Here is a 20,152-nt window from a genome sequence, read left to right as displayed (position 1 = left end):
GGCTTAGCGCCCTCTTCATTCCCCCGCATGCTGTCCCCGCTCCGGGATCTTCAGCGCGGCGCGCGGAAAGGCAATGGGATTTTTCGCTGTCCGGCGCGCGCGGCATCGCCCCCCACACAATTCTTTGCCCGCCGTGTCGGCGCCGCCGCACCTCGCCCGTCCTGGAACCGAGCCCACCTTGAAAGATCACCCCATGCCCGGCACCGTTCGCTTCCACCGCATCCTCACCACCCGACCCGACAAGGTCTATCGCGCCTTCATCGAGGCCGACGCTCTCGCCAAGTGGCTGCCGCCCAACGGCTTCACCTGCACCGTGCATCATTTGGACGGGGTGGAAGGCGGCAGCTTCCGCATGTCGTTCCGCAATTTCACCACCGGAGAGAGCCACGCCTTTGGCGGCACCTACCGCACCCTCGTGCCGGGATCGCTCATCCAATATACGGACCGATTCGACGACCCCGCTTTGCCCGGGGAGATGACGGTGACGGTGAAGCTCACCGTTGTCAGCGTCGGTACGCAGGTGGAGATCGAGCAGGCCGGCATTCCCGATGCCATCCCGGTGGAAGCCTGTTATCTGGGCTGGCAGGAGAGCCTGCGCAATCTCGCCCGGCTGGTGGAGCCGGAGATCACTCAATAGAGCTTCAGCGTTTCAGGGACACACGGAAGCGATCCAACTCTCTGTTTCGGCGCACGTTCTTCACGCGCGCCGGTCCCCGCTTCGCTCGCAATGCGATCCAGGGCGCTCAGCTCACATTCATGAGGCTGGGATCGCCGCTGTCGAGAAAGGCCTCCAGCCGCTCCCTGTGGGGGGTGATGTCGATGCCGGCGCGGGCGAGCCAGTCGGCATCGTAATAGGTGGCGGCATAGCGGTCGCCGCTGTCGCAGATGAGCGAGACCAGCGAGCCTTCCCGCCCCTCTGCCATCATGGAGGCGGCGATCCAGCACAGGCCGTAGAAATTTGTGCCGGTGGACCCACCCACCCGGCGGAACAGCCGCTCGGACAATACATGCATGGCGGCGATGGAGGCGGCGTCGGGGATCTTGATCATGTGGTCGATCACGCCCGGAATGAAGGAGGGCTCCACCCGCGGCCGGCCCACGCCCTCGATGCGGGAGGGGTGCAGGCAGGTGACCTCCCGGTCCCCCGACATGTAGCTGGCATAGAAGGCGGAATGCTCCACGTCCACGACGCACAGGCGCGTCGACATGGAATGGTAGCGCATATAGCGCCCGATGGTCGCCGAGGTGCCGCCGGTGCCGGCGCTCATCACCACCCATTCGGGCTCGGGATGGGGCTCGCCCTTCATCTGCTCGAAGATGGATTCGGCGATGTTGTTGTTGCCCCGCCAGTCGGTGGCGCGCTCCGCATTGGTGAACTGGTCGAGATAATGCCCGCCATGCTCCAAGGCGAGGCGCTCGGCGGCCACATAGACCTCCGAGGAATGGTCGACGAAATGGCAGGTGCCGCCGAAATGCTCGATGGCGGAAATCTTCTGCCGGCTGGTGGAGCGCGGCATCACGGCGATGAAGGGCAGATCCAGCAAATGCGCGAAATAGGCTTCAGACACCGCCGTTGAGCCGGAGGAGGCCTCCACCAGGGTGGTGCCCTTGCGGATGAAGCCGTTGCAGATGCCATAGAGGAACAGCGAGCGGGCGAGCCGGTGCTTGAGGCTGCCGGTGGGATGGGTGGACTCATCCTTCAGATAGACCGAGATGCCCGTCAGCCCCTTGAAGACCGGCTTCACCAGATGGGTGTCGGCGGAGCGCCGCCCATCGCCCCGCAACAGCGCGATGGCCTTGCGCGTCCAGTCCCGGTCGGGGCTGGGCGGCAGGGGCGCGAGCGGGGGGCATGGCAGGCAGGGGAAGGTGGCGGTCATGATCAGTCCTGGAGCGGGGCCGGCAAGGGAATGCGCCGGCCGGGCGGAAACGGAAGGCTGGGAAAGAGTTTAGCGCGGATTGGGGCTTTTCACAGGCAGTTTCAGTGAAAGCGAATGCAAGAAAAGGGGGTGAGCGGCAGGGGCGAGGGGGCGCCGGAGACGAGCGCGGCCACCATCTCGCCCGTCACCGGGCCGGAGGCGAGGCCCACATGGCCATGGCCGAAGGCGTGGAAAATGTCCGGGCAGCGCGAGGCGCGGCCGATCACCGGCAGGCCATCGGGCGTGGAAGGCCGGTTGCCCTGCCAGCGGCGCACCTTCAGCGCGGACGCCGGGCCGAGGCCTGGATAGGTGGCCACCAGATGGCGCAGCAGGATGTCCGCCCGCCGCCAGTCCGGCGGGGCATCGAGCGTGGACAATTCCACCTGTCCCGAGGCCCTCAAGCCCCCGCGCGTGACCGTATTGCCCATCTTGCCATCGGAGGGCATCACGGGAATGCGGGGCGCGGCGGCGGGGTCTTCCACCTCCACATGATAGCCCCGCTCGCTTTCCAGCGGGACACGGTCCCCCGCCAGGGCGGCGAGCGGACCGGAGCGGGCACCGGCGGCGATCACGGCCCGGTCGCACGGCACCGCCCCCTGGTCGGTCTCCACCGCCGCAAGGCGGTCGCCGGCAAAGGAGAAGCCGGTGGCGCGGGCGCTCACCCGCCGCGCGCCCAGCGCAACCGCATGCCGGGCGAGCCCCGCCACATGGGCGCCGGGATCGAGGCAATGCCCCCCGGCCTCCACCAGCGCGCCGAAGCCATAGCGGAGGCTCAAGGCGGGCTCGAAGCTGGCAAGCGCCGCCCCTTCCAGTTCCTGCCAGGCGACACCATTTTCCCGCCGCAGGCGCCAGCCCAGCGCATCGGCGGCAAAGGCGGCCCGGTCGGGATAGGCATAGAGCAGGCCGTCACGGCGGATGAGGTCGCCCTGCCCGGCGTCGACCGCCAGTGCGGCGTGACGGGCCGGCGCATCGCGCAGCAGGCCCGCCAGGAGGCCAGCGGTGCGCGTCACCTTCTCCACGCTCCAGCCCGCCGCCAGAAAGCGCACCAGCCAGGGGGCGAGGCGCGGCAGATGGCGCGGGCTGATGGTCAGCGGGCCTTCCGGGTCGCGCAGATAGCCTGGCACCTTCCGCCAGAGGCCCGGCATGGACATGGGGACGATGGAGGCGGGCGAGAGCCAGGCGCCATTGCCATAGCTGGCCGCCTGCTCTCCGCCCGGTGCGCCCGGTTCAATGAGCGTGACCGGATGTCCCGCCTTCAGGAGCGCAATGGCGCTGCACACCCCGGCGATGCCGCAGCCGATCACCGCCACATGGGGCGTGCTTGCGGGCGACGCGCTCATGCCTGGCCCGCTCATTCCTGAAACGCCTCCTCGCGGGCCGCATTCACCTTGGGCAGCAGCATGATGACCAGCAGGAGGACGGCGATGGCCAGCAAGGTGGCGGCGATGGGCCGGTGGATGAAGATGGCCGGATTGCCCTTGGCCACCGACATGGCGCGGCGGAAATTCTCCTCCAGCGCCGGGCCGAGGATCATGCCCATGATGAGGGGGGCCGGATCGCATTCCAGCTTGGAGAAGACATAGCCGGCGAGGCTGAAGGCCGCCAGCAGCCACAGGTCGAACGGGGCGTTGTTCAGCGACAGCGCGCCGATGGCGCAGAAGATGATGATGGCCGGGTAGAGATAGCGGAACGGAACGGTGAGAAGGCTCGTCCACAGCCCGATGAGCGGCAGATTGAGCACGAGCAGCATGGCATTGCCGATCCACATGGAGGCGATGACGCCCCAGAAGATGGTCGGATGCTCGGAAATGAGGGTCGGCCCCGGCGCGATGCCCTGCATGATGAGTGCGCCGGCCATCAGCGCCATCACCGCATTGGCGGGCAGGCCCAGCGTAAGGAGGGGCACGAAGGAGGTCTGCGCGCCTGCATTGTTCGCGCTCTCCGGCCCTGCCACACCCTCGATGGCCCCGTTGCCGAAGCCTTCCGGCGGACGGGCGACGCGCTTTTCCACCGCATAGGAGGCAAAGGACGCCAGCAGCGCCCCCGAACCCGGCAGCAGCCCCAGCACCGAGCCGATGCCGGTGCCGCGCAGGATGGGCATGGCCATGCGGCGGAAGTCCCTGCGAGACGGCACCAGGGAGGCCATCGTGGTGCGGATGACGGTGCGGCTCTCCGGGTTCTCCAGGTCACGCACCAGTTCGCCGATGCCGAACATGCCCATGGCGACGATGACGAAGTTCACCCCGCCCGCAAGGTCGGGAAGGCCCAGCGTGAAGCGCGGCGCGGCGGTCTGCACGTCCTGGCCCACGAGGCCGACCAGGATGCCGGTGAAGACCATGCCCAGCGCCATGGGCAGCGAGCCGCGCGCCAGCACCACCGAGGTGAGAAGGCCCAGCACCATGACGGCGAAATATTCCGCCGGCCCGAACATCAGCCCCACTTCGGCCAAAGCCGGGGCGAAGAAGGCGAGCACGAAGGTGGCGATGGTGCCGGCGATGAAGGAGCCGATGCCGGCGGTGGCCAGCGCCACCCCTGCCCGGCCGTTGCGCGCCATGCGGTAGCCGTCAATGGCGGTGATGACAGAAGAGGCCTCGCCCGGCAGGTTCAGGAGGATGGCCGTGGTGGAGCCGCCATATTGGGCGCCATAATAGATGCCCGCCAGCATGATCAGCGCGGTGACCGGGTCCAGCCCCGTGGTGAAAGGCAGGAGGATGGCGACCGTGGCGGCCGGGCCGAGGCCGGGCAGCACGCCCACCAACGTGCCCAGAAGCGCGCCGGTGAAGCACCAGAACAGGTTCACGGGCAGGATGGCCTGGTTGAGGCCCAGAAGAATGGAGCTCAGCGTGTCCATGGAATGCTCCTGACGGGAGGGCGGTGGCGCTTCAGAAGCGGAACCAGGGACCGATGACCGGCATGGGCATGCCGAGCGCGGTGATGAAGACGGCGCAGCAGAAGATGCCGGCCAGGATGCCGTAGAGTGTCATCACCCCCAGGCGCAGCGGGCGCATGGCGAGCGCCGCCGCCAGCGTGCACAGCAGGACCGCGGGCAGGAGCCCCGCATCGCGCACCGTGACGCCAAAGAGGATGAGCGAGGCGAGCACCGCCAGGAGCGGGCGGGGCGCGCCGAAGACCGAGGCCACCGGGCCGCGGGTGATCAAGCCCTTCGCGCACAGGCCCACGCCGGTGAGGATGAGCAGCCCCGCCACCATGGACGGGAAAGCCCCCGGCCCGATCTTGCGCATTGTGCCGAAGGAGAGGCCAAGGCCGTTCAGCAGGAAGAACAGGCCGATGGCCAGGAACAGCGCGCCGGCCACCACGTCCCGGTTGAACCAGGAGGACGGCCGTGAGGAGGACGACAGGGGAGGAGACATGATCGGCCTCCGGGGCGCGGGGCTAGGGGTGAGGGGGACGGGAAGACGGGGACCGCGCGGAAAGCGCGGAAGAACCTTGGGCCGGGCGCGGGTCCGGCACCAAATCTGGCGGCCGATAGGCCCGCACCGGTGGGACGGGCCCCTCGAAACGGCGGATGTCTACCAGGCACGAATTGGGGCTTGGCCCCTGGCCGAGGCGCGAAGTGCCGTGGTCGGCAGTCAGCACGTTGGGATTGCCGTTCACTTCCAGCGATCCCGGCGCTGCGGGGTCCTGCGGATCGAACCAGGCGCCGGTGGCCAGTTGCACCACCTTCGGCAGGAGATCCCCGCACGGCTCGGCCACCGCAAGACAGCGCCCGCGCGGGCTCGACACCTCCACCACGTCGCCGGCAGCGATGCCGCGCTCGGCCATGTCGGTGGGATGCATGAGGATGGGTTGGCGCCCGCCGGCCTTGGTGCGGCGGGAAGGGGCCGCATGGTCCCACTGGCTATGCAACTTGTCCGCCGGCTGGCAGGACAGGAGATGGAAGGGATAGCGCGCGGCGAGCGGCGCCCCCAGCCATTCGGCCGGCGCGCGCCAGGCGGGATGGCCGGGGCAGTCGCCATAGCCGAAGCTCGCAATGCGCGCCGACGCCAGCTCGATCCGCCCCGAGGGGGTACGCAGAGGATGGCCTTCGGGATCGGCCCGGAAGGCCCCCAGCAGCGGCCGGGGACCGGGCTTGGGCGGCAGGTCGATGAGGCCCTGCGCCCGGAACTCCTCGAAGGGCGGCAGATCGAAGCCACGGGCGGCGGCATTGGCCCAGGCCTGGTCATAGAGATGGCGCAGCCAGCCTTCCGCGTCGCGCCCCTCCGTATAGGCGTCCGCGACGCCGAGCCGGTCGGCGATGCCGGCGAGGATCTCGTAATCCGTACGCACCGCGCCCGGCGGCTCCGCCGCGCGGCTGGAATAGGCCAGGAAGCGGTCCCGCCCGCTCGCCACCAGGTCGTCCCGCTCGAAGAAGGTGGCGGCGGGGAGCACGATGTCCGCATGGCGGGCATGGGCGTTCCACCAATGCTCGTGGGCGATCACCGTCTCCGGCCGCTGCCACGCCTCCACCAGCCGGTTGAGATCCTGGTGGTGGTGGAACGGGTTGCCGCCGGCCCAATAGACGAGGCGGATGTCGGGATAGCGGCGCGCGGCGCCGTCATGGTCATAGGCCTCGCCGGGGTGCAGCAGCATGTCCGCAATGCGGGCGACGGGGATATAGTCGTCCACGGGATTGCGGCCTTGGGGCAGCGAGGGCCAGGACACCGCCGGATGAGGCACGCCCACCCCATCGATGGCTGCATAGCCGAAGCCGAACCCTTCCCCCGGCCGGCCGATGCCGCCGAGCAGGCTCGCCAGGGCGATGGCCGCCCAATAAGGCTGCTCCCCATGGTCCGCCCGCTGGAGCGACCAGGCCATCATGAGAAAGGTGCGCCGGCCCGCCATGCGCCGGGCGAGCGCCATGATGTCGGACGAGGCAAGGCCGGTGATGGCGGCGGCCCAGTCCGGATCCTTCGGGATGCCGTCGCTCTCGCCCATCACATAGGCGCGGAAGGTCTCGAAGCCCGTGGTGAAGCGATCGAGGAAGGCTTGGTCATGAAGGCCTTCGCGGATCAGGACGAAGGCGAGCGCCAGGAGGAGCGCGGTGTCCGTATTGGGCCGCAGCGCCATCCACTGCGCGCCCAGCGCGTCCGCCGCGTCGGCCCGTATGGGGCTGACCGTGACGAAGTCCGCCCCCGCCGCCTTGCAGGCCAGCAGCCCGTCCCGCGCCGTGTGGGCGGCGATGCCGCCAGCGCTCACCTGCGCATTGCGCAAGGGCGTGCCGCCGAACATGACGATGAGCTCCGCCTGCCCGATCAGGTCCGCCCAGGGGGTATGGCCGGCGATCAGCCCTTCCTGCGTGCCGATTACATGGGGCAGCAGCACTTCGCCGGCGGCGTAGCTATAGGTCTGAACCGAGCGCACCGAGCCCCCGGCCATGTTGAAGAAGCGCTTGAGCTGACTCTGTGCATGGTGGAAGCGCCCCGCGCTCGACCAGCCATAGGAGCCCGAATAGAGCGCGCCCGGCCCATATGTGTCCCGCACCCGCCGGATCTCACGGGCGACGAGGTCCAAAGCCTCGTCCCAGGACACCTCCACGAAGGGCTCCGCCCCCCGCCGGCCCCGGCGCGCCAGCGGCCCGTGCTCCAGATAGGAGCGCCGGACCGCCGGACGCAGCACCCGGCACGGCGCGAGACGGTCCCCCGCAAGCCCGAGCCCGAACCGTGCCGGATCGCCGTCACCCTCGAAGTCGGCGAGGGTGGAGATGTCCCCCCGGTGCCGGTAGAGCCCCCAATGGGTGCCCACCAGCCCGGCCCCCGCCTCCTGTTCAGCCCCCTGCCCCGCCCGCGCCCCGCTCCCGGGCCGCAGCCCGGGACGGGAGGTGGGGCTTGGGAGGATGGCCGGGGGGGAGAGGGTCATGGTCTCACTCGACGCAATTTTACTCGACGGAGATTTTGGCCGCCTTGACGATGACGTCATAGCGGGCGCTTTCATCTTGCTCGAAGGTGCGGAGCGCCTCCGGGTCACGGTACTTCGGAGTAAACCCGAACACGGCGAGCTTCTGCTTGAATTCGTCGGAGTTCACCACCGCCGAAACGTTGCTCACAAGGAATTCCGAGGCCTTGGCATCGAGGTTGCGGGGACCCCAGACGGCATACCAGGAGACCATCTCGAACGGTCCCATGCCCGCCTCATCCACGGTGGGCACATCCGGCGCGAGCGGCGAGCGGGTCTTGCTGGTAACCGCTAAGGCCTTGAGGCGACCGGACTTTACATAAGGCAGGGAGGACAGCATGGGATCGGCGATCAGCTGCACCTGGCCGCCCATCATGTCGTTCAGGGCCGGTCCGCCGCCCTTATAGGCGATCACATCCACATCCACCCCGGCCTTCTGCTTCAGCATCTCCACCGCAAGGTGCCCAGCCGAGCCGTAACCCGATGTTGCAAAAGAGAAATCATCCGGCTTGGCCTTGGCGAGCGCGAAGAAATCCTTCAGCGTGTCAGCCTTCACCTTGGGGTTGGTGGTGATCAGAAGAGGACCCTCGGCAACTTCGCCGATGGGCGTGAAATCTTTGAATATATTATAGGATACGTTCTTGTTGATGAGCGGCGTCACCACATGGATGGAGGCATCCAGGAGGATCGTATAGCCATCAGGCGCCGCCTTGGCCACCTCGGACGACCCCACGACGCCGCCGGCGCCACCCGCCCTGTTGTCCACCACGAAAGCCTTGCCAGTCCTCGTCTGGAGGGCTGTGGCGAGCGCGCGCGCCACACCGTCCACGGAGCCGCCGGGCGGATAGGGGACCACGATGGTCACCGGCCGGTCGGGAAAGCCCTGCGCCGCAGCAGGCGCCACTGGGGCCACCAGTGCAAGCGCAATGGAAAGCGCGTGGAACATCTTCATGTCTAGCCTCCTGCGACAGACAGCGGACCCCCCGCCCGCGCCGATTACTGGTTCACCAATGCTCAGTACGTTCCGGGATACTGGCCCCCGTCAATCATCAGATTTTGCGCATTCACGAAGCCGGCCTTCGCCGAGCACAGGAAGGCAATATAGGCCCCCACCTCGTCGGGCTCACCATAGCGCCCGGCGGGATTTTGCGCCGCCCGTTGCGCCCAGATCTCCTCGAAGGGGCGACCGGTCACGCGCGCCAGTTCCTCCACATGCCCGCGCTGGCCGTCCGAGGCGATGATGCCGGGCAGGATGTTGTTGATGGTAACATTGTGCGCCACCGTTTGCCGCGCCAGCCCGGCAACAAATCCCACAAGGCCCGAACGTGCGGCATTGGACATGCCAAGTTCTGGCTGCGCAATCTTCACGCTGCGCGAGACGATGTTGACGATGCGTCCAAAGCCGCGCGCCATCATTCCATCCACTGTGAGGCGGATCATCTCGATGGGCGTCAGCATCATCTTGTCGACACCCCGGATCCAGTCCTCGCGTGACCAGTTCCGGAAATCGCCGGGCAATTCGCCGTCGGCATTATTGACCAGGATGTCCGGCTCGGGGCACGCTTCCAGCGCCGCCACGCGGCCGGCGGGGGTGGTGATATCCCCCGCCACGGCGGTGACCCGGACGCCTGCACGCGCCCGGATCTCCGCCGCCGTCTGCTCAAGCACATCGGGCGTGCGAGCAAGAAGCGTCAGATCAACCCCCTCCGCCGCGAGGGCGAAGGCGGCCGCCCGACCCATGCCGCGGCTGCTGCCGGTCAGAAGCGCCCTGCGCCCGGAAAGGCCGAGGTCCATGGCCCTGGCTCAGGCCGCAACGGCGGAGATCGGGGCGATCTTCCAGCCATAGACCTTGTCGAGGCCAAGCTCCTGGACGATGCGCACGCCCCGCGCCAGCGCCTCGCCCTCAAGCCCCGTGAGCGGCCGGCGCAGTTCGCCCACCGGCAGACCCACCGCCTTCATCAGCGACTTCACCGCCACCGGATTGATGGCCGAATAGTTGTAATGAAGAAGAGGCAAGAGTTTCAGGTAGCTCTGCTTGAAGCCCTCGGCCTCGTCATAGCTCGCCCAGGGACGGGACATATAGGCCACTTCGGCGGGCGCGATATTGCCGCTCATGTTCGCCGTGCCATGTCCACCCAGGCTCATGGTGGGCACAACGAGACCGAGATTGGGGCTATCGCAGCACATGACGGAAACATCCGGCCGCGCCGCCAGGATCTGGGCCACCTGGCCCACGCGGGTGGTGGATTCCTTATGCACCACGTAGTTGGGATGCTTGAAGATGCGCAGAAGATGATCCCAGTGCAGATCGCTCTTCACCCGGGGCGGATTGTTGTAAATGCCGAGCGGCAGGTCGCTCGCATCCGCCACCTCAAGAAAGAAGCGCTCAATATCCGCCTCCGGGGCGCAGATATAGGCCGGCGCCGCCAGGATCGCGCCATCAGCGCCATTGGCCCGGGCAAAGCGCACGTTCTCAATCGTGGTCTCGGTGTTGTTGCCGGTGCAACCAAAGAAGATCGGCATCTTTTCCGTCTTCATTTTGGCCGTTTCCACGATAATCTCCCGCCGCTCGTCCGCGGAGAGCATGGAGACTTCGCCCGTCGATCCCATGATCAGGACGGCGCCCGTGCCATTTGCTTCATGGAACGCCAGCAATTCACGGAAGGCTCCAAAGTCCACACGCCCGGCGCGGTCGAACGGCGTGACGAGGGCGACGAACGAACCGGTGATCTTCCTAGCGGTGGAGGTGGACATCCGCGGCTTCCTTGCGAAATTCAATCACTGTTTGAAACGTAATTTAATCGGCTCAGCAGTCAACGGCATTCCTGAGGCACGAAGCCCAAAAAGAGGGCGCCAAACTGCCTAAAGCGTAACCATTTCCAGAGTCGACACACGGGCGCATCTGGCGAGGCGAAGCCGCGTGCCAAGCAGACAACGAGTTGAGTTTCAAAAGATTTCAGCCAGCCCCGCGCGCGACCTTGACAGCGGACGGGGCGAGAAAGCCGGCCGAGACGAACGCCACCAACTGGGCGATGATCTCGTCCTCATCACTGGTATCGCACAGGTCGCCCGAAAGCCGCTTCAGGCGGAAAGTGGCGGGATCGGAATCGATCAGAACCTGCATCACGGCGCCAATGGCAAAGTTGTAGCGCCAGAAAATGTCGGCCCGCCCAAGATGAGGCACAGCGCGTTGCAATGCATTGATGAACTGGAAAACGGAAGGGTCCACACGCTGCGTGAAAAAGCGCGACGTTCCCTCATTCGGCCGCGCCCGGATCTGTTGGATGAGCCTGGTGAGTGGGCGTGCACCGGTGGCATCGCGGCTGAGTTCCACCATGGGGCGGATCAGAGCCTCCACAATCTGGGGCAGTGACGGCCCGTCGGGCCCCGCCTCTCGCTCCGCGCCCTCGAGCGCACTGACGCGGGCCTCGGTATAGGGCTGCATGATGCGGTCAAGGACCGCGCCCAGCAATTCGTCCTTCGAGCCGAAATAGTAATTGATGGCAGAAACATTCACTTCGGCGCGAAGCGTGATGTCCCGCACCGTGGCAAGCTCAAAGCCCTGGTCAAGAAACACCCGCTGGGCGGCGGAGAGGATGCGTTCCCTAGGATCGTCTTGCCGCTGCGCGTCCGATGGCTGTGCCTGGCTCCGACTTCGACTTGCCTTGGCCACGTGGCACGGCCTCCCCTGTGGCAGCAGACCGGCACGCCGTTTCCACGCCAGATGGACATGAGGGTGAAGGGGAGGCCTCACCAAGGCTCCCGCGAGAATGCTATAGCCGCCACACCAGCGACAATTCAAGCACCTTGCCGCAGCAGGACATCTCGCGACGAAGCAACGCAAAATTGCAGAGACCAAGGACGCGCGATCCAGCCTGCATGCCTTCAACGGCTTCGGCGGGTTCGAGCTTGCGGGACCCGCGTCATCCCGCAAACCCATCAGCAGCAGGGCTGCTCAATTACCCGACAGGCGCCGAACAGGGAGACCGCCCGGATTGCCCACGTTCCGCGTCACGTAAAGCTAAGCCCTCAGCCACCGTTCTGATTGTTCATGCGATTGTACTGCGACCAAAATGACTTGATTGCCAAAGCCCCGCCAGTCACGTCTGTCAGCTGCGCGTCGTCCACAGCCTGCTGGCCGCTGGCAGCAGACTGCATCGCCGAAAAGGCCTCTTCCGCTTCCTCTGCGGTCAACACAATCTTGTTTTCTTCAGCGAAGGCCGCCAGTGCGGCGGCACTGTTCACGCGCCCGACGAAAGCTTGCATGGCCGACCTGTCGGACCCAAGCTTTGCAATGAGCGCCTGGACCCCCAAGAGCTCCACCCCCGTGTTCAAATCGGTGCGGTCCGGCATATCCTTGCCCTCGATATAAAATACTGACATCACCCGGCCCATCCAAAAGGGATGCGCCGGGTGGCCATCTTCTCACCTGAACCAAAGCGTATTCGCCACAATCCTCTGTCACGAACACGCTGCGACATCATTAAATGTGCGTAAGGTGAGTGGAGAACCGGGATCGCATCCATGGAAGGATGAATCCCGATTTCTCCAGCGGCGCCCTTTAGACAAGCAAATGGGAACACCGGTGCACGCTCATGCGCGCCATCGCCGATCACTCACAAGACATGAAGCATCAAGATCCGCACGCAAGCTGAGGCATGATCCGACCGCCCGCGATCGCCCCAGGCACAGGGGCGCCAAATGTCGGTCGCAGCTTCGCGACCTTTGCAGCCCCGCGGCGAGTGACCTGCCCCCCGCTCGCCGAAAGGGCGCAGCACGGTGGCCGAACTGGTCTGACCAAATTGAGTAGATCGTCATTTTTTTGTTTCGATTTTCGGTCGTGTTGCAAAATCTATGATAGGTGGTATGACCACTACGAGCCACCGAGAAGGGGGCCGTTGTGGTGGATCTGACGCACGCGATTGAACGCTTGATTGCAGAGCGGGGCTTGAAGCCGGGAGCCCGGCTGCCGGGCGAGCGTGCGCTCGCGGCGGAACTCAAGGTGTCCCGCCCAACCTTGCGCGAAGCGCTCCGGCACCTGGCCAGCCAGGGCCGTCTTGTCACCCGCCGGGGCGGCGGCAGCTTCGTGGCCCCTCCCGAACAGGCCCATCCCGTGGCCCACGCGCTCGCCCCGCTGATCCAGATGCCTGAAGGCGAGCTCGGCTTTTGGCGCGACGTCATGGAAATCCGCAAGTCGCTGGAGCCCGACACGGCCTACCATGCCGCCTTGCGCGCCGGGGAGGAGGACCTGAAGCGCATGGAGTGGACCCTGCACCACGTCTGCGCCTCGGTCGAAGCCGATGCCGCCACGCAGGCGCGCGCGGACGCGCAATTTCACATGGCCATCGCCGAAGCGTCCCACAATGCGGTGCTGCGGCAAGTGATGGCCGGCCTGTTCGACCTGCTCCGCCAGAGCATCTCGCAGAGCCTGGAGAGGCTTTATCTCATTCCCCGCACCGCGCAGGCGCTCGACGACCAGCATCGTGCCATAGCCACGGCCATCCGCTACGGGCGTGCCGAAGATGCACGCGACGCGGCGCGACAGCATCTCGACTTCGTCGAACAGACCCTTCGCCAGATCGAGGAGGATGCGGCCCGGCGGCACCGATCTTCCCGCGCCTTATCCCATACCCGCCCAAAGAAAGACGTCACGCCGTGATCATCTCCTCCTCCGCGGATTATCGCGAAGCCGCCCGCCGCCGCCTGCCGCCCTTCCTGTTCCACTACATCGATGGCGGCGCCTATGCGGAATATACGCTGGGGCGCAACGTCTCGGACCTGTCCCTGCTGGCCCTGCGCCAGCGGGTGCTAAAGAGCGTGGGCGAGGTTGACCTTTCGGCCAACCTGTTCGGCGAACACCTGTCCATGCCCCTGGCTTTGGCCCCCGTCGGGCTCACCGGCATGTTCGCCCGCAGGGGCGAGGTGCAGGCGGCAAAAGCAGCCTTCAGCCGGGGCGTGCAATTCACCTTGTCCACGGTCTCCGTGTGCCCCATCGAGGAGGTGCAGAGCCAGCTGGCGCGGCCCATGTGGTTCCAGCTCTATGTCCTGAAAGACCGGGGCTTCATGAAGAATGCACTGGAGCGGGCCTGGGCGGCGGGCATCCGCACACTGGTCTTCACCGTGGACATGCCGGTGCCCGGCGCGCGCTATCGCGATGCCCATTCCGGCATGTCCGGCCCCAATGCCGGCATTCGCCGGATCTTGCAGGCCATCACCCACCCGGCTTGGGCGTTCGATGTGGGGCTGATGGGCCGACCGCATGACCTTGGCAATGTCTCGGCCTATCGCGGGCACAAGACCACGCTGGAAGATTATGTGGGCTGGCTGGGGGCGAATTTCGACCCCGCCATCGGCTGGCGCGATCTGGAATGGATCCGCGAATTCTGGAAGGGACCCATGGTGATCAAGGGCATCCTGGACCCGGAAGACGCGGAAGACGCAGTGCGTTTCGGCGCCGATGGCATCGTGGTCTCCAACCATGGCGGCCGGCAGCTCGACGGCGTGCTCTCCTCGGCCCGGGCGATGCCCGCCATCGCGGACAAGGTGAAGGGCAAGCTCACGCTACTGGCGGATTCCGGCATCCGCAACGGCCTCGACGTGGTGCGCATGGTGGCCCAGGGGGCGGACGGCGTGCTGCTGGGCCGGGCCTTCGTCTATGCGCTCGCCGCGGCGGGCGGCCAGGGCGTGGGGAATGTCCTCGACCTCATCGCCAAGGAGATGCGGGTGGCCATGACCCTCACCGGCGCGAAGACGCTGGCCGGCATCTCCCGCGAGAGCCTGGTGCGGGACGTGGAGACGCCGCTCGCCCAGATCGCCACGGCGGCCTGATTCCACCTTCAGGCCGGCGCGCCCTTCGGCAGCCGGCCTGCGCGGGCCTTTCGGGCGGGGCGCGGGCGCGCCGCCGCCTCGCCCGCATCCTGCGCCACCAGCGCCTTGAGAATGGTCAGGAATTCGCTGGCGTTCGGCGTCATCGCCACGCCCTTCGGCGTGACGATGCCATAGGGGTCCAGGCGCCCCTCCACCTCCAGCGGCAGCCGCACGAAGCCGCCACTCGCCACCTCCTGCGCCACGATCGTCTTCGGCAGCATGGAAATCATGCCCGCGTGCCGCACCAGATTGAGGGTGGCGAAGATGGAGGAGGTCTCCACCAGATTGTCCAGCGTCCGCAGGCCGGCCGCCGCGAAGGCGGTGTCGATGAGGAGACGCATGGGGCTCGGCGCCGGCTGGAGCACCCAGGGCATGTCGCCCATGTCGGCCAGGTCCAGATGCGCGCGCCCGGCCAGCGGGTGCGAGGTGGCCGCGAACGCCCACAACTCCTCCTTTGACAAGGGCTCGAAGTCGAACTTCGCCCGATCCCGCACCGAGGGGATGCGGCCGATGACGAGGTCCAGTTCGCCGCGATCGAGGGCGGCGATCAGCTGGTCCGATGTGGTGGCCAGCACCTGGATGGTCATGAGCGGGCGCTGGCGCTTCAGCTCGGCGATGGCACGCGGCAGGAGGTCCGAGGCGGTGGCCATGATCGCCCCGAGCGCCAGCGCGCCATAGCCGCCGCGCTTCAGATTGGCGAGGCCACTGGCGAAGCGCTCCCCGTCGGTGAGCGCGCGGCGGGCATAGTCCACCACATGGGCGCCGATCTCCGTGGCCAGCATGGCGCGCGGCGTGCGTTCGAACAGGCGCACGCCCAGCATCTCCTCCAGGTCCTGAAGGATCTTGGTGGCGGCCGGCTGGGTCATGTTCAGCTCGGCCGCCGCGCGGCGCAAATTGCCCGTGCGCCCCAGCACATCCACGAGACGCAGCTGCTTGAAGCGCAGGCGCGAGAGAAGGGCGGGCGGGCCGAGGTCGCGCATCGCGATAACCAGATGGAATGGATCGAACAGAACTTCTCATTATCGCGTTATCGATCAGTCGGCTAGCGTCCCGCGCGAAATGGCTCGAACCGGTCCGGCCGTGACCGAAGCAACGGCCAACCGCATGGGAGGACTAGAATGAAGCTCGTTCGCTATGGCGCGGCGGGGCAGGAGCGCCCTGGTCTCATGGACACCGACGGCCGCCTGCGCGACCTCTCCGCCCTCGTGCCGGACATCGCCGGTGCCGCGCTGCTCCCCGAAAGCCTGGAGCGCCTCAAGGCCGTGGACACCGCCACCTTGCCCCTGGTGGAGGGCACGCCGCGCCTCGGCGCCTGCGTGGGACAGGTGGGCAAGCTCATCTGTGTCGGGCTCAACTATTCCGACCATGCCGCCGAGAGCGGCCTGCCGGTGCCCGAAGAGCCGGTGCTCTTCATGAAGGCCACCAGCTCCATCGTCGGCCCCAATGACGATGTGGAGATCCCTCGCGGCTCGCAGAAGACCGATTGGGAAGTGGAACTGGGCATCGTCATCGGCAAGATCGCCAAGTATGTGAGCGAGGCGGACGCCCTCGCCCATGTGGCCGGCTATTGCGTGATCAACGACGTCTCCGAGCGCGCTTACCAGATCGAGCGCGGCGGCCAGTGGACCAAGGGCAAGAGCTGCGACACCTTCGCGCCCATCGGCCCCTGGCTGGTCACCGCCGACGAGGTGAAGGACCCGCAGGACCTGCACATGTGGCTGGAAGTGGACGGCCACCGCTACCAGGACGGCTCCACCCGCACCATGATCTTCGGCGTCGCCCATGTGGTGAGCTATATCAGCCAGTTCATGAGCCTCCAGCCCGGCGACATCATCTCCACCGGCACGCCGCCCGGCGTCGGCCTCGGCCAGAAGCCGCCCGTCTATCTGAAGGCCGGCCAGACCATGCGGCTCGGCATTGCCGGCTTGGGCGAGCAACGCCAGACGACCGTCCAGGCCTGAGGGAGCAGGAAATCATGACCAAGATCGACCTTCAGGGCCGCGTCGCCATCATCACTGGCGGCGCCCGCGGCATCGGCTATGCCACCGCCCAGCGCATGCTCGCCTCGGGCGCGCAGGTGAGCCTGTGGGACATCGACGCCGCCCGCCTCGCGGATGCGGCCGCCGAGCTCTCCAAGCTCGGAACGGTGAGCACCCAGACCGTGGAACTCACCGACGAAGCTTCCGTCGTCGCCGCCACGCAGGGCGTCCTCGCCAGCCATGGCAAGATCGACATCCTCGTCAACAACGCCGGCATCACCGGCGGCAATGCCAAGCTCTGGGAGCTGGAGACCGATGTGTGGCGTCGCGTGATCGACGTGAACCTCGTCGGCCCCTTCATCACCTGCAAGGTGGTGGTGCCGCACCTCATCGCCAATGGCTGGGGGCGCATCGTCAATGTCGCCTCTATCGCCGGCAAGGAAGGCAATCCCAACGCCTCCCATTATTCCGCGTCCAAGGCGGGCCTCATCGGCCTTACCAAGTCTCTGGGCAAGGAACTGGCGCAGGCGAACATTCTGGTGAACTGCATCACCCCCGCCGCCGCGCGCACCGAGATCTTCAACCAGATGAAGCAGGAGCATATCGACTTCATGCTGTCGAAGATCCCCATGGGCCGCTTCCTGGAAGTGGACGAGGCAGCAGCCCTCATCGCCTGGCTCTCCTCGGCCGAATGCGCCTTTTCCACCGGCGCGGTGTTCGACATTTCCGGCGGCCGGGCGGTCTACTGACCGCTCATCTCCTACAGATCCTGGCGGCATGAGGCCGCCGTCTCCCGCGCGCCCGGCAAGACCGGGCGCGCCAAGAACAGAATCGTCCGGGAATGACCCCGAGACGGTCGGAGGCAACGTTCCACATGGAGAGGCTGATGCCTGCCCCGTCCCCGTCGCTTCAGGCGACGATTTCCAAGGTCACCAAGCGGCTCCTGCCGTTCCTGCTGCTCATGTATGTGCTCGCCTTCCTGGACCGGGCCAATGTGGGCTTCGCCAAGAAGGCGTTCCAGGCGGATACTGGAATTTCCGACGCCGCCTTCGCGCTCGGCGCCTCCATCTTCTTCCTGAGCTATGCCCTGTTCGAGGTGCCCTCGAACATCATCATGCATCGCGTTGGCGCCAAGATCTGGATGGCGCGCATCATGGTCACCTGGGGCCTGATCTCCGCCGCCATGATGTTCGCGCACAATGAATTCACCTTCTACGTGCTGCGCGTCCTGCTGGGCGCCGCCGAAGCGGGCTTCTTCCCGGGCGTCATCCTTTACCTGACCTATTGGTTCCCCTCCTTCGCGCGCGGCCGCGCCATGGGCCTGTTCTATTTCGGCGCCCCGCTCGCCTTCATCTTCGGCTCGCCGCTCTCCGGCCTGCTCCTGGACTGGCATGGCCTCGGCGGCCTGCATGGCTGGCAGTGGATGTTCATGGTGGAGGGCCTGCTGGCGGTGGTCGTCGGCGTGTGGGCCTATTTCTACCTGGACAACAAGCCGGCCGACGCCAAGTGGCTCACGCAGGCGCAGAAGGATGAGCTCGGACGCGCCATTGCCGCCGAAGAGAGCCACAAGACCGCCCATGGTCCCGCCCATCTGCTGGCGGCGATGCGCAACATGAAGGTGCTGCACTTCGCGCTCATCTATTTCCTCATCCAGATGAGCGTCTATGGCGTCGTCTTCTACCTGCCGACGCAGGTGGCGAACCTGCTCGGCACCAAGGTGGGCCTGCAGGTGGGCTTCGTCTCGGCCATTCCGTGGGTCTGTGCGCTCGTTGCCGCCTATGTGCTGCCGCGCATGTCGGATGCCTCCGGCAACCGTCGCGGCTATGCGGCGGGCATCCTTGCCGTCTCCGGCCTTGGCATTGCCGCCTCGGTGGCCACCACCTCCCCGGCTTTGGCGCTGATCGCCCTGTGCTTTGCGGCGGCGGGCTTCATCGCCGTGCAGCCGATCTTCTGGACCTTCCCCACCGATTATCTCGGCGGCGTGGCCGCAGCGGGAGGCATCGCCCTCATCAACTCGCTGGGCGCGCTGGGCGGCTTCGTGGCGCCCAATGTGAAGACCTGGGCGGAGGCCGCCTTCGCCTCGCAGGCTGCTGGTCTTTACCTGCTGGCCGGCACCACCTTGCTGGGTGCGGTTCTCATCCTGGCCATCGGCCGGGCCACCTCCATGCCCGTTTCGTCCAAGGCCAAGCGCGCCTGAACCCTGCCCGCTTTTGGAAAACCAGACGCCCCGCGCGGTGCGCGGGGCGATAAGGAGACAAGACCATGGCCATGCCGACCATCAAGGCGGTCCGCGCCTACACCGTGCGCGGCGGCGGCGCCGACTATCACGACACCCAGGGCTATCACTGGATCGACGACCACATCGCCACCCCCATGGCGCGCTATGAGGAATACCGGCAGAGCCGCCGCTCGTTCGGCATCAACGTGCTGGGCACGCTGGTGGTGGAAGTGGAAGCCTCCGACGGCACAGTGGGCGTCGGCGTGACCACGGCGGGCGAGATCGGCGCCTTCATCGTGGAGAAGCACCTCTCCCGCTTCCTGATCGGGCGACAGGTGACCGAAATAGAGAAGATCTGGGACCAGATGTATTTCGGCACCCAGTTCTATGGCCGCAAGGGGGTGGTGGTGAACACCATTTCCGGCGTCGACATCGCCTTGTGGGACCTGCTCGGCAAGATCCGCGGCGAACCCGTGCATGCCATGCTGGGCGGCCCGGTGCGGGACGAGCTGTCCTTCTATGCCACCGGCGCGCGGCCGGATCTGGCCAAGAAGATGGGCTTCATCGGCGGCAAGCTGCCCTTGCTCCACGGCCCGGCCGAGGGCGACGAGGGCCTGAAGAAGAATATCGAGCTTCTGGCGGACATGCGCAGCAAGGTCGGCGACGACTTCTGGCTGATGTATGATTGCTGGATGGCGCTCGATCTCAACTATTCGATCCGCCTCGCCCACAAGGCGCAGGAATTCGGCCTGAAATGGATCGAAGAGTGCCTCTCCCCCGACGACTATTGGGGCTATGCCGAACTGAAGCGCCAGGCGCCCACCGGCATGCTGGTGACCACCGGCGAGCATGAGGCCACCCGCTGGGGCTTCCGCATGCTGCTGGAGATGAATTGCTGCGACATCATCCAGCCCGACGTGAACTGGTGCGGCGGCATCACCGAGCTGATCAAGATCTCGGCGCTCGCGGACGCCCATGGCAAGCTCATGGTGCCCCATGGCTCGGGCCCCTACAGCTATCATTTCGTGATCACGCGCCATAACAGCCCGTTCACGGAAATCATCATGAGCGCGCCCAATGCGGACGAGGTGCGCCCCGCCTTCCACCCGCTACTGCTGGACGAGCCGGTGCCCGTGAACGGCCGCCTGAAGGCCTCCGCCCTGGACAAGCCGGGCTTCGGCGTCTCCCTCAATCCCGAGGTGCAGCTCCACCGGCCTTTTCCGTCGAACTGAACGCTTGGAGGGGAGGACACCGCGCGCCCTCTCCTCGTCCGCTTCCTC

At 66.5% G+C, this 20,152-nt stretch carries 18 protein-coding genes; 7 read left to right on the top strand and 11 right to left on the bottom strand.

From position 1 onward, the window contains the following. Nucleotides 1-193: 193 nt before the first annotated feature. Nucleotides 194-637 carry an SRPBCC family protein gene (locus PV781_RS12545; protein ID WP_274775962.1) on the top strand — a complete coding sequence of 148 codons (444 nt, stop codon included), beginning with the start codon at nt 194-196 and terminating at the stop codon, nt 635-637. A gap of 106 nt (nt 638-743) precedes the next feature. On the opposite strand, the gene PV781_RS12540 is transcribed toward PV781_RS12545, so the two are convergent. From PV781_RS12540 to PV781_RS12495, 10 genes are all read right to left on the bottom strand, one after another. Continuing rightward, nucleotides 744-1,877 (bottom strand): PLP-dependent cysteine synthase family protein, encoded by a 1,134-nt coding sequence (locus PV781_RS12540; RefSeq protein ID WP_274775961.1) that lies wholly within the window; start codon nt 1,875-1,877, stop codon nt 744-746. 101 nt (nt 1,878-1,978) lie between these two features. Then, entirely contained in the window at nt 1,979-3,256 is a 1,278-nt protein-coding gene (locus PV781_RS12535; protein ID WP_274775960.1) for an NAD(P)/FAD-dependent oxidoreductase, read from the bottom strand. An 11-nt stretch (nt 3,257-3,267) separates the two neighbouring features. Further along, entirely contained in the window at nt 3,268-4,767 is a 1,500-nt protein-coding gene (locus PV781_RS12530) for a tripartite tricarboxylate transporter permease (protein ID WP_274775959.1), read from the bottom strand. Between the two features lie 31 nt (nt 4,768-4,798). Then, on the bottom strand, nt 4,799-5,287 hold the full coding sequence (locus PV781_RS12525; protein ID WP_274775958.1) for a tripartite tricarboxylate transporter TctB family protein: 489 nt from the start codon (nt 5,285-5,287) through the stop codon (nt 4,799-4,801). A 22-nt stretch (nt 5,288-5,309) separates the two neighbouring features. Continuing rightward, nucleotides 5,310-7,772, bottom strand: coding sequence for a molybdopterin-dependent oxidoreductase (locus PV781_RS12520; RefSeq protein ID WP_274775957.1), 2,463 nt, complete (start codon nt 7,770-7,772; stop codon nt 5,310-5,312). Between the two features lie 19 nt (nt 7,773-7,791). Beyond that, nucleotides 7,792-8,760, bottom strand: coding sequence for a Bug family tripartite tricarboxylate transporter substrate binding protein (locus PV781_RS12515; RefSeq protein WP_274775956.1), 969 nt, complete (start codon nt 8,758-8,760; stop codon nt 7,792-7,794). A 62-nt stretch (nt 8,761-8,822) separates the two neighbouring features. Further along, entirely contained in the window at nt 8,823-9,602 is a 780-nt protein-coding gene (locus tag PV781_RS12510; RefSeq protein ID WP_274775955.1) for an SDR family oxidoreductase, read from the bottom strand. A gap of 9 nt (nt 9,603-9,611) precedes the next feature. Next, the gene (locus PV781_RS12505; RefSeq protein ID WP_274775954.1) at nt 9,612-10,562 is read right to left on the bottom strand and encodes a 4-hydroxy-tetrahydrodipicolinate synthase family protein; all 951 of its coding nucleotides are present in this window, start codon (nt 10,560-10,562) and stop codon (nt 9,612-9,614) included. A 202-nt stretch (nt 10,563-10,764) separates the two neighbouring features. Then, the gene (locus tag PV781_RS12500; protein WP_274775953.1) at nt 10,765-11,481 is read right to left on the bottom strand and encodes a TetR/AcrR family transcriptional regulator; all 717 of its coding nucleotides are present in this window, start codon (nt 11,479-11,481) and stop codon (nt 10,765-10,767) included. Nucleotides 11,482-11,837: 356 nt separating this feature from the next. Continuing rightward, nucleotides 11,838-12,191: a hypothetical protein gene (locus PV781_RS12495; RefSeq protein WP_274775952.1), complete on the bottom strand. Its 354-nt coding sequence runs from the start codon at nt 12,189-12,191 to the stop codon at nt 11,838-11,840. Between the two features lie 520 nt (nt 12,192-12,711). Here PV781_RS12495 and PV781_RS12490 point away from each other — a divergent pair. Both PV781_RS12490 and lldD read left to right on the top strand, forming a co-directional pair. Then, on the top strand, nt 12,712-13,467 hold the full coding sequence (locus tag PV781_RS12490) for an FCD domain-containing protein (RefSeq protein WP_274775951.1): 756 nt from the start codon (nt 12,712-12,714) through the stop codon (nt 13,465-13,467). Next, entirely contained in the window at nt 13,464-14,636 is a 1,173-nt protein-coding gene (lldD, locus tag PV781_RS12485; RefSeq protein WP_274775950.1) for an FMN-dependent L-lactate dehydrogenase LldD, read from the top strand. The genes PV781_RS12490 and lldD overlap by 4 nt, the downstream gene beginning before the upstream one ends. Before the next feature lie 8 nt (nt 14,637-14,644). On the opposite strand, the gene PV781_RS12480 is transcribed toward lldD, so the two are convergent. Continuing rightward, nucleotides 14,645-15,655, bottom strand: a complete 1,011-nt coding sequence (locus PV781_RS12480) for a LysR family transcriptional regulator (protein WP_274775949.1) — start codon at nt 15,653-15,655, stop codon at nt 14,645-14,647. A gap of 138 nt (nt 15,656-15,793) precedes the next feature. On the opposite strand from PV781_RS12480, the gene PV781_RS12475 reads away from it, so the two are divergent. The 4 genes from PV781_RS12475 (at nt 15,794) to rhmD (ending at nt 20,104) form a co-directional block, all read left to right on the top strand. Then, nucleotides 15,794-16,636: a fumarylacetoacetate hydrolase family protein gene (locus PV781_RS12475; protein ID WP_274775948.1), complete on the top strand. Its 843-nt coding sequence runs from the start codon at nt 15,794-15,796 to the stop codon at nt 16,634-16,636. A 14-nt stretch (nt 16,637-16,650) separates the two neighbouring features. Further along, entirely contained in the window at nt 16,651-17,403 is a 753-nt protein-coding gene (locus tag PV781_RS12470) for an SDR family NAD(P)-dependent oxidoreductase (RefSeq protein WP_274775947.1), read from the top strand. A gap of 137 nt (nt 17,404-17,540) precedes the next feature. Continuing rightward, nucleotides 17,541-18,851: an MFS transporter gene (locus PV781_RS12465; RefSeq protein ID WP_274775946.1), complete on the top strand. Its 1,311-nt coding sequence runs from the start codon at nt 17,541-17,543 to the stop codon at nt 18,849-18,851. Nucleotides 18,852-18,916: 65 nt separating this feature from the next. Continuing rightward, nucleotides 18,917-20,104, top strand: a complete 1,188-nt coding sequence (rhmD, locus tag PV781_RS12460; protein ID WP_274775945.1) for an L-rhamnonate dehydratase — start codon at nt 18,917-18,919, stop codon at nt 20,102-20,104. Nucleotides 20,105-20,152: the final 48 nt, after the last annotated feature.

It is taken from the genome of Aquabacter sediminis (assembly GCF_028863665.1).
Taxonomy (GTDB): Bacteria; Pseudomonadota; Alphaproteobacteria; order Rhizobiales; family Xanthobacteraceae; genus L1I39.
The sequence above is the reverse complement of the archived record's forward strand: the minus strand, read 5'-3'. Positions and strand labels throughout refer to the sequence as shown.

Excerpts from the sequence above, each read along its gene's own strand:
- PV781_RS12545 (WP_274775962.1), top strand. The coding sequence starts at position 194 with ATGCCCGGCACCGTTCGCTTCCACCGCATCCTCACCACCCGACCCGAC.
- PV781_RS12540 (WP_274775961.1), bottom strand. The coding sequence starts at position 1,877 with ATGACCGCCACCTTCCCCTGCCTGCCATGCCCCCCGCTCGCGCCCCTG.
- PV781_RS12535 (WP_274775960.1), bottom strand. The coding sequence starts at position 3,256 with ATGAGCGCGTCGCCCGCAAGCACGCCCCATGTGGCGGTGATCGGCTGC.
- PV781_RS12530 (WP_274775959.1), bottom strand. The coding sequence starts at position 4,767 with ATGGACACGCTGAGCTCCATTCTTCTGGGCCTCAACCAGGCCATCCTG.
- PV781_RS12525 (WP_274775958.1), bottom strand. The coding sequence starts at position 5,287 with ATGTCTCCTCCCCTGTCGTCCTCCTCACGGCCGTCCTCCTGGTTCAAC.
- PV781_RS12520 (WP_274775957.1), bottom strand. The coding sequence starts at position 7,772 with ATGACCCTCTCCCCCCCGGCCATCCTCCCAAGCCCCACCTCCCGTCCC.
- PV781_RS12515 (WP_274775956.1), bottom strand. The coding sequence starts at position 8,760 with ATGAAGATGTTCCACGCGCTTTCCATTGCGCTTGCACTGGTGGCCCCA.
- PV781_RS12510 (WP_274775955.1), bottom strand. The coding sequence starts at position 9,602 with ATGGACCTCGGCCTTTCCGGGCGCAGGGCGCTTCTGACCGGCAGCAGC.
- PV781_RS12505 (WP_274775954.1), bottom strand. The coding sequence starts at position 10,562 with ATGTCCACCTCCACCGCTAGGAAGATCACCGGTTCGTTCGTCGCCCTC.
- PV781_RS12495 (WP_274775952.1), bottom strand. The coding sequence starts at position 12,191 with ATGTCAGTATTTTATATCGAGGGCAAGGATATGCCGGACCGCACCGAT.
- PV781_RS12480 (WP_274775949.1), bottom strand. The coding sequence starts at position 15,655 with ATGCGCGACCTCGGCCCGCCCGCCCTTCTCTCGCGCCTGCGCTTCAAG.
- PV781_RS12475 (WP_274775948.1), top strand. The coding sequence starts at position 15,794 with ATGAAGCTCGTTCGCTATGGCGCGGCGGGGCAGGAGCGCCCTGGTCTC.
- PV781_RS12470 (WP_274775947.1), top strand. The coding sequence starts at position 16,651 with ATGACCAAGATCGACCTTCAGGGCCGCGTCGCCATCATCACTGGCGGC.
- PV781_RS12465 (WP_274775946.1), top strand. The coding sequence starts at position 17,541 with ATGCCTGCCCCGTCCCCGTCGCTTCAGGCGACGATTTCCAAGGTCACC.
- rhmD (WP_274775945.1), top strand. The coding sequence starts at position 18,917 with ATGGCCATGCCGACCATCAAGGCGGTCCGCGCCTACACCGTGCGCGGC.